Genomic DNA, 13,278 nt, shown 5'->3' on the forward strand with positions numbered 1-13,278 from the left:
GGACCGGCCGCCGCCGCCCCGGCCGCCGCCGCGCCCGCCGGCGACGGCGTCCGCGCCGCACAGCCGGCCGCCTCGCCCGAAGGAGCCCGGTGACCGCGCCGCACACGGATGTCGAGCAGGTCGAGGCAGCCAACACCGCCTACTACGAGGCACTGGAGCGGGGCGACTTCGAGGAACTGACCTCACTCTGGCTCACCCCCTCCGACCTGGGCGTCGACGAGGAGTACCACGATCCGGCCGACGCCGGCGTGATCTCCTGCGTGCACCCGGGCTGGCCGGCCCTGACCGGCCGCGGCGAGGTGCTGCGCTCGTACGCGCTGATCATGGCGAACACCGACTACATCCAGTTCTTCCTGACCGACGTGCACGTCTCCGTCACCGGTGACACGGCCCTGGTGACCTGCGCCGAGAACATCCTCAGCGGCGGCCCCGCCCCCGGCGACGGCGACGAGCTGGGACCGCTGGTCGGGCAGCTCGTGGTCGCCACGAACGTGTTCCGGCGCACCCCGGCCGGCTGGAAGCTCTGGTCGCACCACGCCTCCCCGGTTCTGGCCGAAAACGACGCCGACGAGGACGACGACAGCCCCGCCTGAGCGGGTAGGGGGCCCTGGGGAAGGGCGGCGGAGCGCATGAGTGGCCGGAATCACGACTTCGGGTACCGGAGGGGCCGCCGCGCCGTGAGCAGACGGCTTCGCCAGGGGAAACACACGGTGAAACCTCCCCGCTCCGCCCGCCGTCGCCCGCCCCGCCGCCCGGCGCTGTCGGTGGCCGCGGGTAGATTCGTCCGAGACCGGTGTGCCGCCCGCACGCGGCAGGGACCGGCCGTCACCGACGACTGCAGGAGTGATTCGCGTGGATCGTGTCGCGCTGCGCGGCCTGAAGGCCCGCGGGCACCACGGAGTGTTCCCCAAGGAGCGTGAGGAGGGCCAGACGTTCCTCGTCGACCTCGTCCTGGGTGTGGACACCCGGCCGGCCGCCGCCGACGACGACCTGGCGAAGACCGTGCACTACGGCATCGTGGCCGAAGAGGTCGTGGCCGCGGTGGAGGGCGAGCCGGTGAACCTGATCGAGACGCTCGCCGAGCGCATCGCCCAGGTCTGTCTGAAGCACGAGGGGGTGGAGCAGGTCGAGGTCTGCGTCCACAAACCGGACGCCCCGATCACCGTCCCCTTCGACGACGTGACCGTCACCATCACCCGGAGCCGAGTATGACCCGACCTTTCCTCCAGGGTCACAGCGACCCGACCGTCCAGCCGGTGCCCGCCTCGGTCGTCCAGCAGGTCGACGCCGCCGACACCACCCTCAGCAACCCGAAACGGGCCGTCGTCTCCCTCGGCTCCAACCTCGGCAACCGCCTGGAGACCCTCCAGGGCGCCATCGACGCCCTGGAGGACACGCCCGGCGTGCGCATCAAGGCGGTCTCCCCCGTCTACGAGACCGAGCCGTGGGGCGTCGATCCCGGCTCCCAGCCGTCGTACTTCAACGCCGTGGTGGTGCTGAAGACGACGCTGCCGCCGTCCTCCCTGCTGGAGCGGGCGCACGCCGTCGAGGAGGCGTTCAACCGGGTCCGGGACGAGCGCTGGGGCCCGCGCACCATCGACGTCGACATCGTCTCCTACGCCGACGTCGTCTCCGACGACCCCCGGCTGACGCTCCCGCACCCGCGCGCCCACGAACGCGCCTTCGTCCTCGCCCCGTGGCACGACGTGGACCCCGAGGCCCAGCTCCCGGGCCGCGGACCGGTCTCCGGCCTGCTGGCCTCCGTCACCCGTGCGGGCGTCGAACCGCGCGCGGACCTGGAACTCCGGCTGCCCGAGTAGTCGTTAAGGTCTAGACGACGTACGGCCGCGGCCGTACGTCCAGACGATGTTCGGCCGCGGCCGGACCCGGCGACCGGGTCCGGCCGGCGGCCGCCCACGCCCGACCACGGTCCGGGGGAGCTGAAGGGACACCGTGAAAGAGCTGCGCATCAGGGTGCTGGCCGGCGTGTTCGTCGTGGCCGGAGTGCTGTCCTGGGCGGGCGCCCGGCTGTGGAACTCGGTGGGGACGCTGCCCAGCGTGCCGGTGGCCGCGCCGATCGTCCTCGGCCTGATCGCCGTCGTCCTGCTGTCCACGGCGCTGTCGCTGCGCGCCCGGTTCAAGGCGCAGCGCGAACGGCGGCCCGGCGCCAAGGGCGTGGACCCGCTGATGGCGGCCCGCGCGGTCGTCTTCGGCCAGGCGAGCGCCCTGGTGGCCGCGCTGGTCGCCGGCATGTACGGCGGCACCGGCGTCTTCCTGCTGGAACTCCTCGACATCCCGGCCCGCCGCGACCAGGCCGTCTACGCGGCCTTCTCGGTCCTGGCCGGCATCGCGGTGATAGCGGCGGCCCTCTTCCTCGAACGGGTCTGCAAGCTCCCCGAGGACGACGACGAGGACCACGGCAACGCGGAACCGGCGGCCTGAGCGCGCCGCCGGCCGGGTGACCGCCCCGGCCCCGACGACCAGGGGCGGGGCGGGACACGGACCTCCGATGGGGGCCGGACGGCTCAGCGCGCCATGATCAGGCTCATCGCCTCGTTGCGCGTGGCGGCGTCGCGCAGCTGGCCGCGCACCGCCGAGGTGATGGTCTTCGCGCCGGGCTTGCGGATGCCGCGCATGGACATGCACATGTGCTCGCACTCCACGACCACGATCACGCCGCGCGGCTCCAAGATCTCCATCAGCGAGTCCGCGACCTGCGTGGTGAGACGTTCCTGCACCTGCGGACGGCGGGCGTAGACGTCCACCAGCCGGGCCAGCTTGGACAGACCGGTGATCTTCCCGCTGGCGGACGGGATGTATCCGACGTGGGCGACGCCGCGGAACGGCACGAGGTGGTGCTCGCAGGTGGAGAACACCTCGATGTCCTTCACCAGCACCATCTCGTCGTGCCCCAGGTCGAACGTCGTCGTCAGGACGTCCTCGGGCTTCTGCCACAGTCCCGCGAATATCTCCCGGTACGCCCGCGCCACCCGTGCCGGGGTGTCGAGCAGGCCCTCGCGGTCCGGGTCCTCGCCGACCGCGATGAGCAACTCGCGCACGGCGTTCTCGGCGCGCTTCTCGTCGAACTCGCCGATGGTGCCCTCGCCGTCCAGCGTCACGGGGTCGGTCATCTGAAGCCTCGTTCCTGTGTGTCTCATCAGCGGGCATGCGAAATGCCGCGCCCCCAAGGCTAGAACCAGGGGGGCGCGGCATCCATTCCGGGGCCGGAGGCGGCCAGGCTGCCTCCGGACGGCTCTCCGGTCAGCTCTCCGGACGGTCCTCCGGCGTCTGCTCCGTCGCCGGGGCGGACTCCGTCGCCGTCGACTTCACGGTGCTGATCGACGCCGTGGCGCCGTTCGCTCCGTTGGTCAGTGCCAGCTCCTTGGGGGAGAGCACCGGCGGGCGGGTGGAGGGGGTGCGGCGGGAGGAACCGGTCCAGGCCGGCCGCGGGGGACGCTTCACGATCGGCGCGAAGACCTCCGCGATCTCCTCCTTGCCCAGGGTCTCCTTCTCCAGGAGCGCCAGGACGAGGTTGTCGAGGACGTCGCGGTTCTCGACCAGGATCTCCCAGGCCTCGTTGTGCGCGTTCTCGATGAGCTTCTTGACTTCCTCGTCCACCAGCGCGGCGACCTCTTCCGAGTAGTCGCGCTGGTGGGCCATCTCGCGGCCGAGGAACGGCTCGGTGTTGTCGCCGCCGAACTTGATGGCGCCCAGACGCTCGGTCATGCCGTACTGGGTGACCATCGCGCGGGCCGTGGAGGTGGCCTTCTCGATGTCGTTGGCGGCACCGGTGGTCGGGTCGTGGAAGACCAGTTCCTCCGCCGCCCGGCCGCCCAGCATGTAGGCGAGCTGGTCGAGCATCTCGTTGCGCGTGGTCGAGTACTTGTCCTCGTCCGGCAGGACCATCGTGTAGCCCAGGGCGCGGCCGCGGGACAGGATGGTGATCTTGTGGACCGGGTCGGAGTTCGGCGAGGCCGCCGCGACCAGGGCGTGTCCGCCCTCGTGGTACGCGGTGATCTTCTTCTCCTTGTCCGACATGATCCGGGTCCGCTTCTGCGGGCCCGCGACCACCCGGTCGATCGCCTCGTCCAGCATCTTGTTGTCGATCAGCTTCTGGTCGCTGCGGGCCGTGAGGAGCGCGGCCTCGTTCAGGACGTTGGACAGATCGGCGCCGGTGAAGCCGGGGGTGCGGCGGGCGACGGCGGCCAGGTCGACGTCGGGCGCGACCGGCTTGCCCTTCTGGTGGACCTTGAGGATCTCCAGACGGCCCTGCATGTCGGGACGGTCGACCGCGATCTGGCGGTCGAAGCGGCCCGGGCGCAGCAGCGCCGGGTCGAGGATGTCCGGCCGGTTGGTGGCGGCGATCAGGATGACGCCGCCCTTGACGTCGAAGCCGTCCATCTCGACGAGCAGCTGGTTCAGGGTCTGCTCGCGCTCGTCGTGACCGCCGCCGAGGCCGGCGCCGCGGTGGCGGCCGACCGCGTCGATCTCGTCGACGAAGACGATCGCCGGGGCGTTCGCCTTGGCCTGCTCGAACAGGTCGCGGACCCGGGAGGCGCCGACGCCGACGAACATCTCGACGAAGTCGGAACCGGAGATCGAGTAGAACGGCACGCCCGCCTCGCCCGCGACGGCGCGCGCGAGCAGGGTCTTGCCGGTGCCGGGCGGGCCGTAGAGCAGCACGCCCTTGGGGATCTTGGCGCCGACGGCCTGGAACTTGGCCGGCTCCTGGAGGAACTCCTTGATCTCGTGGAGCTCCTCGACGGCCTCGTCCGCGCCGGCGACGTCCGAGAACGTCGTCTTCGGGGTGTCCTTGGTGATGAGCTTGGCCTTGGACTTGCCGAAGTTCATGACCCGGGAGCCGCCGCCCTGCATCTGATTCATCAGGAACAGGAAGACGACGACGATGAGGACGAAGGGCAGCAGGGACAGCAGGACGCCGACGAACGCGTTCTGCTTGGTCGGCGAGACCGTGTAGCCCTTCGGGATCTGCTTGTCCTGGTACTTGGTCTGCAGCGTGTTGGCGATGGTCACGCCCTGATCGCCGATGTAGCTCGCCTGGATCTTCGAGCTGCCGTCGACCTTCTGCCCGTCCTTGAGCTCGACCTTGATGGTCTGCTCGTCGCCGGTGGTCAGCTTGGCCTGCAGGACCCGGTTGTCATTGATCGCCGCTACGACCTGGCCTGTGTCCACCGACTTGTAGCCGCCGGACGAGCCGACGACCTGCATCAACACGACCACGGCAAGGACGGCCAGCACGATCCACATGACCGGCCCACGGAAGTATCGCTTCACGTCCATCCATACGGAGCGGTGCCGCCCCGTCCCTCCTGCCATAGTGAGTTTGATAAGACAGTTCTTCTGACGGTACCCCAGCATGGCGGCTGGTAGCCGCACAGGAGAGCCGGCGTCCCCGTCTGCATGCTCCAACGGCTCCGGGGCCGCCGGGGTTCCCGATCACCGTCATGGAGCCGGAACCGCCCGGGTCAGCCGCCGTAGACGTGGGGGGCGAGCGTACCGACGAACGGCAGGTTGCGGTATTTCTCGGCGTAGTCGAGGCCGTAGCCGACGACGAACTCGTTGGGGATGTCGAAGCCGACCCACTCCACGTCGATGGCGACCTTCGCGGCGTCCGGCTTGCGCAGCAGCGTGCACACCTTGAGGGAGGCCGGCTCGCGGGAGCCGAGGTTGGACAGCAGCCAGGACAGGGTCAGCCCGGAGTCGATGATGTCCTCGACGATCAGGACGTGCCGGCCCTTGATGTCGGTGTCGAGGTCCTTGAGGATCCGCACCACTCCGGAGGACTGGGTGCCGGCGCCGTAGGAGGACACCGCCATCCAGTCCATGGTGACGGGGGTGGACAGGGACCGGGCCAGGTCGGCCATGACCATGACCGCGCCCTTGAGCACGCCGACGATCAGCAGGTCCTTGCCCGCGTACTCCGCGTCGATCTTCGCGGCCAGCTCCGCCAGCTTCGCGTCGATCTCTTCCTTGGTGATGAGCACCTGCTGAAGGTCGGCACCCATGTCTTTCGCGTCCACCCGCATCACTTTCGGTCGGTCGTCCCACCGGCTGTTCCGGCCCTCCCCCTGCGGGGAGGCCGGCCGTCCGGCACCTCCCCGGAGGGGAGACCGGGGCCTCCCCGAGAGGGAAGGATTCAGCCTTGCCGAATCACCAGTCTGCCACCCTGCCGCTGGGCGACGACTTTGCCCGGGAGGTTGATGACTCCCTGACCGCGCCAACCGGTGATCAGCCGGTCGACTTCCTCGATGTGCCGGGCGAACAGGGAGCCCGCCGGGGCGCCGGCCTCGATGGCGGCCCGGCGCAGGATGCGGCGGCGCACGGCGGGCGGCAGGACGGAGAGTTTGGCGCACTCCAGCCGGCCGGCGTCGTCGCGGACGGCGGCGTCGGCCTGCCCGGCCCAGGCGTCCAGGGCGTCGGCGTCGTCGCGGGAGAGCTGCGCGGTGCGGGCGAGGGCCTCCACGACGCCCTTGCCGAGGGCCTTCTCCAGCGCGGGCAGGCCCTCGTGGCGCAGTCGGGAGCGGGTGTAGGCGGGGTCCGCGTTGTGCGGGTCGTCCCAGACGGGCAGGGACTGGACCAGGCAGGCCTTGCGGGCGGTCTGGCGGTCCAGGTGCAGGAACGGGCGCCGGTAACGGCCGCCGGCCCCCGAGACCGCGGCCATTCCGGACAGGGAGCGGATGCCGGAGCCGCGGGCCAGCCCCAGCAGCACGGTCTCGGCCTGGTCGTCGCGGGTGTGGCCGAGCAGGACCGCGGCGGCGCCGTGGCGTTCGGCGGCGGTGTCCAGGGCGGCGTAGCGGGCGTCGCGGGCGGCGGCCTCGGGGCCGCCCTCGCGGCCCACGCTGACGGCGACGGCGTCGACCGGGTCGAGGCCCAGTTCACGCAGCCGCTGGGCGACCTCGCCGGCCCTGAGGTCGGAGCCGGTCTGGAGGCCGTGGTCGACGGTGACGCCACCGGCCCGGATGCCGAGCTTGGGGGCTTCGAAGGCGAGGGCGGAGGCGAGCGCCATGGAGTCGGCGCCGCCGGAACAGGCGACGAGCACCAGCGGGGCGGGCGGGTGCTCGTGCGGGGTTCGCGCCCCGGTGCCGGGGCGGGCGGCGGCTTCCCGGCCGCGGCCGGGGGTCGGCACGCCGCGCTGCGGCCGCCCGGCGGACCACTCGGCGCGCGGGGCGGGGGCGGCGTGGCGCACCTGCCCGCCGTACGCCTGCTGCGCCGCGTGCGCGGTCTGGAGCTCGGGGCGGGGCGGCCCGGCGCCGGGCGCGGTCTGCTCGTCGAGGATGTCGTTCAGGACGCGGCGTACCGCCAGGCGTATCGCCGCGACCGCAGGATGGGGACCCATGTCCGGTTCCCTTCACGGAGTATTCGGGGGGTGAGCCCGAGATCGGTCACTCAGAGTGTGTCGATGGTGACAGAAACGGGCCGTTCCCCGAGCATTGCACGCCTACCCATTGCCTACGGTCCCTCGGACGGGTGATTGGAGGGGCGTTCGCCTGCCGTCGGCCGGATTCGGTCCGCCCCCTCCGCACGTGAGTTCCTCACTCGCCCCTGCGGTGCACCCGTGCGACCCAGTCCGCCGGTTTGGCGATCTCGGTCTTGGTGGGGAGGGTGTTCGGGGAGGTCCACACGCGGTTGAAGCCGTCCATGCCGACCTCGTCGACGACCGCGCGGACGAACCGCTCGCCGTCGCGGTACTGGCGCAGCTTGGCGTCCAGGCCCAGCAGCTTGCGCAGGGCGCTGTCGAGCCGCGAGGCGCCCTTGGCGCGGCGCTGCTGGAACTTCTCGCGGATCTCCGCCACGGTCGGCACGACGTCGGGGCCGACGCCGTCCATCACGTAGTCGGCGTGTCCCTCCAGCAGGGACATGACGGCGGTGAGCCGGCCCAGGATCTCCCGCTGGGCGGGCGTCTGCACCAGTTCGACCAGGGACCGGCCGCCGTCGTCCTCCTCGCCCTCGGGGCGGCCGCCGACCAGCGACTGGGCGGCGTCGCGGATGCGTTCGAGGAAGGCGGTGGGGTCGACGTCGGTCTCCGAGAGGAACGACTGGATCTCGCCCTCCAGGTGGTCGCGCAGCCAGGGCACCGCCGTGAACTGCGTGCGGTGCGTCTCCTCGTGCAGGCACACCCACAGCCGGAAGTCGTGCGGCTCGACGTCGAGTTCCCGCTCGACGTGGACGATGTTGGGGGCGACCAGCAGCAGCCGTCCGCCGCCGTTCTGCCCCGCGGGCAGTTCGCGGGTGGCCGGGGCGAAGGTCTCGTACTGGCCGAGGACGCGGGAGGCGAGGAAGGACAGCAGCACGCCCAGCTCCACGCCGGTGACCTTGCCGCCGACGGCGCCGAGGACGGCGTTGCCGGGGCCGCCGCCGCGCCGCTGCTGCATCTTGTCCAGCAGGGGTTTGAGCAGTTCCCGGAAGCCGGCGACGTTGGCCCGGACCCAGCCCGGCCGGTCGACCACGAGGACCGGGGTGTCGTGGGTCTCCTCGGAGCCCATGCGGGTGAAGGCGCGGACGTGCTCCTCGGAGACCTTGGCGTGCCGGCGCAGTTCCGCGACGACCGCCCGGGCCTCGTCCCGGCTCACCTCCGGGCCGGGCCTGACCAGCCGGGTCGCGGTCGCCACCGCGAGGTTCCAGTCGACCATCCCGGGACTTGCGGCACCACCGATGCTCGTCATGCGTCAACGGTACGTGAGCGCCGCCACTTGGGGCAGGCCGTGGCGGAGGGCTGCCGCCCGGGGCGCGGGCCGACGGGCGCCGTCACCCGGCCGGGCACCCGAGTGACGGGCCGCGCCCGCCCCCGCGCCGTGCGCAACGCCTGCCCACGGCGGTACGCCACGCCGGCCGGGGCGGATACAGCCTTCGGCGGTATGGACAACCCCTCGGCGGTGCGGGCGGTCGCCCGGCGGAACGTGCGGCCCTTGGCCGGGCGGCTGGGGTCGAAAGGTTCCGCCCGGACAGAACAGCCGGGCCAGCAAGATTCCGCCCGGGCGGGACGGCCGGGCCAGCAAGGTTCCGCCCGGACAGGGCAGCCGGGGCAAAAGGATCCGCCCGGGCAGGGCAGTCGGGGCGGAAAGTTCCGTCCGGGCAGGGCAGTCGGGGCGGAAGGTTCCGTCCGGGCGGAACGGCTGGGGTGGAAAGGTTCCGCCCCGGAGCGGGTCAGCGGCAGCCGCACGCCGTCAGGGCCGTCGCCGTCGTATCCAGGGCGGACTGGGCCGCCTGGGGGTCCGTGGTGCCGTCGGTGAGGAAGGCGAAGACCAGCAGCCGGCCGTCGCGGTCCACCGCCGTCCCCGCCAGGGTGTTCACGCCCGTGAGGGTGCCGGTCTTGGCCCGCACGATCCCGGCCGCGCCGTCCGCCGCGTAGCGGTCGGCCAGGGTGCCGGTGAAGCCGGCCACCGGCAGGCCGGTGAGGACCGGGCGCAGTCCGGGCCGGGCCGGGTCGGCGGCGGTGCGCAGCAGGGCCGTCAGCAGGTTCGCGGTGAGTCGGTCGTCGCGGTCGAGGCCGCTGCCGTCGTGGAACCGCGCGCCCGCCAGCGGCAGGCCGAGCTTCTTCAGCCGGGCGGCGATCGCCCGGGCGCCGCCGGCGAAGTCGGCGTGCTCGCCGCTCGCCGCGGCGGTCTGCCGGGCCAGCGCCTCGGCGATGTCGTTGTCGCTGTTGGTGAGCATCCGTTCGACCACGTCGGACAGCGGCGGCGAGGACACGCTCGCCAGAGTCCGCGCGCGGCCGGTGGCCTTGGACGGGCCGGGGTCGGTGACCTTGACGCCGTGCCCGGCCAGGAACCGGCCGAAGGCGCGGGCGGCGTCCGCCGCCGGATCGTCGGCCCGGGGCGCGGGTCCGCTGGCCGAGCCGTCGGTGCGGGCCTCGTCGGCGGTCAGGGCCGTCACCCTGGCCACGTTGTCGTTGACGCCGATCGGGTGCAGGTCGGGGCCGGTGTACAGGGAGGTGTCGTACGAGAGCGTCACCTCGCGCAGTCCGCGCCGGGCGAGGGCGGCGGCCGTGCCGTCGGCGAGGGTGCGCAGGGAGGCCCAGCCGTGCGCGTCGGCGCGGGCGGTCAGGGTCGGGTCGCCGCCGCCGACCAGGACGACCTCGCGGGCGCCGGGCTCCAGCGCGGCGCGGGTGGTGAAGCGGTGGTCGGGGCCGAGGGCGGACAGCGCGGCGACCGCGGTGGCGATCTTGGTGACGGAGGCCGGGGTGAGCGCCTGGCCGGCGTCCTGGTCGTACAGCGTCCGGCCGGTGGCCGCGTCGACGACCGCCGCGGAGTGCCGGGAGCCGAGGGCGGCGTCGCCCAGCAACGGGTCCAGCACCGCGCCCAGGGGTTTCGCGCCGGACGCCGACTTCACCGTGGCGCCGGCCGCGTCGAGGCCCACCAGGACCGCCCCCGCGCTGGGCGCGGGCTTCGGCTCGCCGGCCCGGGCGGGGGACGTAGCGGACGTATCGGAACCGCGGCCGTGATCTGCGCCACCCGTCCGCCCCAGGGCGACTGCCCGGTCCCGCTCGGCCGTACGCTGACCGGTGGAGTCCCAGGGACCGGCGGCGGTCACCACACCGGCGGCCAGCGCCAGCCCGGCGGTGGCGGCGCCGGCGGTGTACTGCCAGGTTCTGGGCCGGGCCGGCCGTGACCCGGTGGGTCCGGCGAGCCGTGCGATCCGCGGCCCGGCGGACCGCGCCAGGCGCGCGAGCCCCGGTCCCGCGGTGCGTGCGGCCCGCGCCAGACGCGGCCGTGCGGCCCGTGCCAGGCGTTCCAGACGCGGTCGCGCCGCCCGCCAGCCCCTCAGCTCCGGCACGACCACCAGCCCCTTTCGCGATCACACACCTGCGTGAGGGACACTTAATCACCAGAACTATGTGCTGATCATGGAGGAGCCACCGGTGGAGTTCGACGTCACGATCGAGATTCCGAAGGGTTCGCGGAACAAGTACGAGGTGGACCACGAGACCGGTCGTATCCGCCTTGACCGTCGACTCTTCACTTCGACCAGCTACCCGGCCGACTACGGCTTCGTCGAGGACACCCTCGGCGAGGACGGCGACCCGCTGGACGCGCTGGTCATCCTGGACGAGCCGACCTTCCCGGGCTGCCTCATCAAGTGCCGCGCCATCGGCATGTTCCGGATGACGGACGAGGCCGGCGGCGACGACAAGCTGCTGTGCGTCCCGGCGTCCGACCCGCGGGTGGAGCACCTGCGCGACATCCACCACGTGTCGGAGTTCGACCGCCTGGAGATCCAGCACTTCTTCGAGGTCTACAAGGACCTGGAGCCCGGCAAGTCCGTCGAGGGCGCCAACTGGGTCGGCCGCACCGACGCCGAGGCGGAGATCGAGCGGTCCCGCAAGCGCTTCCAGGAGCAGGGCGGTCACTGACCGTTCGACGCCCGCGGGCCGCGTGCACCCCACCGGGGTGACGCGGCCCTTTGGCATGTCGGCGGGTGTTCCCGCGCATACTGAGGCATACGGAAGGTGTCGTTCAGGGAGCGTTGCCCAGTGACGGATGCGGAGGACCGCAAACCGCAGTCGGACGAGGCGAGGAGCGCGTTCAGACCTCCTTCGGGCTCGTCCACGACCCAGGCGACGCAGGTGATCCCGGTGCCCAAGGCGGTCCCGGCGCCCGTCCCGGTCGACAACGAGTCGTCCACGACGTCGGAGTTCGCGCTGCCCGAGGGGCTGGCCGCGCCCAAGGCGGGCGGCGGCGAGTCCGAGACCACCTCGGAGTTCGCCCTCCCGACCGGTCTGGAGGCGCCCGAGCCGCCGGTCACCGAGCCGGAGGGATCGGCGTTCAGCACGCCCAGCACCTACACCGCCCGGCAGGCCCCGGGCGCCTTCACCCCGCCGGGCGGCGTCCCGGCGGTCAGCCTGACCAAGGACGTGCCCTGGCAGGACCGGATGCGCACCATGCTGCGCATGCCGGTCACCGAACGGCCCGCGCTCGAACAGGCGCACAAGGCGGAGGAGGGCGGCCCGGCCGTCCCGCGCGTCCTCGACCTGACCCTGCGCATCGGCGAGCTGCTGCTCGCCGGCGGCGAGGGCGCCGAGGACGTGGAGACCGCGATGTTCGCGGTGTGCCGCTCCTACGGCCTGGACCGCTGCGAGCCGAACGTCACCTTCACCCTGCTGTCCGTCTCCTACCAGCCGTCCCTGGTGGAGGACCCGGTCTCGGCCACCCGCGTGGTGCGCCGCCGCGGCACCGACTACACCCGTCTGGCGGCCGTCTACCGGCTCGTCGACGACCTGAGCGACCCCGAGACCCATGTCTCCCTGGAGGAGGCCTACCGGCGGCTCGCGGAGATCCGCCGCAACCGCCACCCCTACCCCGGCTGGGCGCTGACCTGCGCGGCCGGGCTGCTGGCCGGCGCGGCCTCCCTGCTCGTCGGCGGCGGCCCGCTGGTCTTCGCCGCGGCGGCGATCGGCGCGATGCTCGGCGACCGGCTGGCGTGGCTGTGCGCGGGGCGCGGACTGCCGGAGTTCTACCAGTTCACGGTGGCCGCGATGCCGCCGGCCGCGATCGGCGTGGCGCTCACGGTGGCGGACGTCGACGTGAAGGCGTCCGCGGTGATCACCGGTGGACTCTTCGCGCTGCTGCCCGGGCGGGCGCTGGTGGCGGGCGTGCAGGACGGGCTGACCGGCTTCTACATCACCGCCTCCGCGCGCCTGCTGGAGGTCATGTACTTCTTCGTCGGCATCGTCGTGGGCGTGCTGCTGGTCCTCTACTTCGGGGTGAAGCTGGGCGCCCAGCTCAACCCGGACGCGGCGCTCATCGGCAGCCAGCGGCCGGTGCTCCAGATCATCGCCTCGATGCTGCTGTCGCTGACCTTCGCCGTGCTGCTCCAGCAGGAGCGGTCCACCGTGCTGTGGGTGACGCTCAACGGCGGAGTGGCGTGGGTGGTGTACGGGGCGATGCACAACGTCGGCGACATCTCGCCGGTGGCCTCGACGGCGGTCGCGGCGGGTCTGGTGGGCCTGTTCGGGCAGCTGCTGTCCCGCTACCGGTTCGTCTCGGCGCTGCCCTACACCACCGCCGCGATCGGACCGCTGCTGCCGGGTTCGGCGACGTACTTCGGTCTGCTGTCGATCGCGCAGAACAACGTCGACAAGGGGCTGGTGTCGATGGCCAAGGCGGTGTCGCTCGCCATGGCCATCGCGATCGGCGTGAACCTCGGTTCGGAGATCTCGCGGATGTTCCTGCGGATCGGCTCCGCCGGGAAGCGGCGGGCGGCGAAGCGGACGAGGGGTTTCTGACCCGGTCCGCCCCGCCTGGAGGGTCCGGGGGACTCCGG

The 13,278-nt window shown here is 72.5% G+C and carries 12 protein-coding genes; 6 read left to right on the forward strand and 6 right to left on the reverse strand.

Annotation, left to right across the window (positions count from 1 at the left end; all coding sequences use genetic code 11):
• The first annotated feature begins 89 nt into the window (after positions 1-89).
• From ABEB07_RS14145 to ABEB07_RS14160, 4 genes are all read left to right on the forward strand, one after another.
• A complete protein-coding gene (locus ABEB07_RS14145; RefSeq protein WP_176149963.1) occupies positions 90-593 on the forward strand; it encodes a nuclear transport factor 2 family protein in 504 nt (167 codons plus the stop codon).
• 259 nt (positions 594-852) lie between these two features.
• Positions 853-1,212 (forward strand): dihydroneopterin aldolase, encoded by a 360-nt coding sequence (gene folB / locus ABEB07_RS14150; RefSeq protein ID WP_164585770.1) that lies wholly within the window; start codon positions 853-855, stop codon positions 1,210-1,212.
• Entirely contained in the window at positions 1,209-1,820 is a 612-nt protein-coding gene (gene folK / locus ABEB07_RS14155) for a 2-amino-4-hydroxy-6-hydroxymethyldihydropteridine diphosphokinase (protein ID WP_176149962.1), read from the forward strand. The genes folB and folK overlap by 4 nt, the downstream gene beginning before the upstream one ends.
• 133 nt (positions 1,821-1,953) lie before the next feature.
• Complete coding sequence (locus tag ABEB07_RS14160; RefSeq protein ID WP_164585772.1) at positions 1,954-2,442, forward strand: DUF3180 domain-containing protein; 489 nt, start codon at positions 1,954-1,956, stop codon at positions 2,440-2,442.
• Positions 2,443-2,525: 83 nt separating this feature from the next.
• Here ABEB07_RS14160 and folE read toward each other — a convergent pair whose 3' ends face one another.
• The 6 genes from folE to dacB form a co-directional block, all read right to left on the reverse strand.
• Positions 2,526-3,131 carry a GTP cyclohydrolase I FolE gene (gene folE / locus ABEB07_RS14165; RefSeq protein WP_176149961.1) on the reverse strand — a complete coding sequence of 202 codons (606 nt, stop codon included), beginning with the start codon at positions 3,129-3,131 and terminating at the stop codon, positions 2,526-2,528.
• A 130-nt stretch (positions 3,132-3,261) separates the two neighbouring features.
• Positions 3,262-5,301, reverse strand: coding sequence for an ATP-dependent zinc metalloprotease FtsH (gene ftsH, locus ABEB07_RS14170; protein ID WP_164585774.1), 2,040 nt, complete (start codon positions 5,299-5,301; stop codon positions 3,262-3,264).
• A gap of 185 nt (positions 5,302-5,486) precedes the next feature.
• Entirely contained in the window at positions 5,487-6,047 is a 561-nt protein-coding gene (gene hpt, locus ABEB07_RS14175) for a hypoxanthine phosphoribosyltransferase (protein WP_176152063.1), read from the reverse strand.
• Between the two features lie 110 nt (positions 6,048-6,157).
• Positions 6,158-7,357: a tRNA lysidine(34) synthetase TilS gene (tilS, locus tag ABEB07_RS14180; protein ID WP_345668631.1), complete on the reverse strand. Its 1,200-nt coding sequence runs from the start codon at positions 7,355-7,357 to the stop codon at positions 6,158-6,160.
• Between the two features lie 196 nt (positions 7,358-7,553).
• Positions 7,554-8,651, reverse strand: a complete 1,098-nt coding sequence (locus tag ABEB07_RS14185) for a zinc-dependent metalloprotease (protein ID WP_345668933.1) — start codon at positions 8,649-8,651, stop codon at positions 7,554-7,556.
• Between the two features lie 514 nt (positions 8,652-9,165).
• Positions 9,166-10,797 carry a D-alanyl-D-alanine carboxypeptidase/D-alanyl-D-alanine endopeptidase gene (gene dacB, locus ABEB07_RS14190; RefSeq protein WP_345668632.1) on the reverse strand — a complete coding sequence of 544 codons (1,632 nt, stop codon included), beginning with the start codon at positions 10,795-10,797 and terminating at the stop codon, positions 9,166-9,168.
• Between the two features lie 79 nt (positions 10,798-10,876).
• Here dacB and ABEB07_RS14195 point away from each other — a divergent pair, with 79 nt between their 5' ends.
• Positions 10,877-11,368, forward strand: coding sequence for an inorganic diphosphatase (locus ABEB07_RS14195; RefSeq protein WP_176152061.1), 492 nt, complete (start codon positions 10,877-10,879; stop codon positions 11,366-11,368).
• Positions 11,369-11,488: 120 nt separating this feature from the next.
• Positions 11,489-13,240 carry a threonine/serine exporter family protein gene (locus ABEB07_RS14200; RefSeq protein WP_345668633.1) on the forward strand — a complete coding sequence of 584 codons (1,752 nt, stop codon included), beginning with the start codon at positions 11,489-11,491 and terminating at the stop codon, positions 13,238-13,240.
• Positions 13,241-13,278: the final 38 nt, after the last annotated feature.

Source organism: Streptomyces similanensis (genome assembly GCF_039543625.1).
Lineage (GTDB): Bacteria > Actinomycetota > Actinomycetes > Streptomycetales > Streptomycetaceae > Streptomyces > Streptomyces similanensis.

What these genes read in the sequence shown, in the direction of transcription:
- folK (WP_176149962.1), top strand. Translation starts at nt 1,209, where the DNA reads ATGACCCGACCTTTCCTCCAGGGTCACAGCGACCCGACCGTCCAGCCG.
- folE (WP_176149961.1), bottom strand. Translation starts at nt 3,131, where the DNA reads ATGACCGACCCCGTGACGCTGGACGGCGAGGGCACCATCGGCGAGTTC.
- ftsH (WP_164585774.1), bottom strand. Translation starts at nt 5,301, where the DNA reads ATGGACGTGAAGCGATACTTCCGTGGGCCGGTCATGTGGATCGTGCTG.
- hpt (WP_176152063.1), bottom strand. Translation starts at nt 6,047, where the DNA reads ATGCGGGTGGACGCGAAAGACATGGGTGCCGACCTTCAGCAGGTGCTC.
- tilS (WP_345668631.1), bottom strand. Translation starts at nt 7,357, where the DNA reads ATGGGTCCCCATCCTGCGGTCGCGGCGATACGCCTGGCGGTACGCCGC.
- ABEB07_RS14185 (WP_345668933.1), bottom strand. Translation starts at nt 8,651, where the DNA reads ATGGTCGACTGGAACCTCGCGGTGGCGACCGCGACCCGGCTGGTCAGG.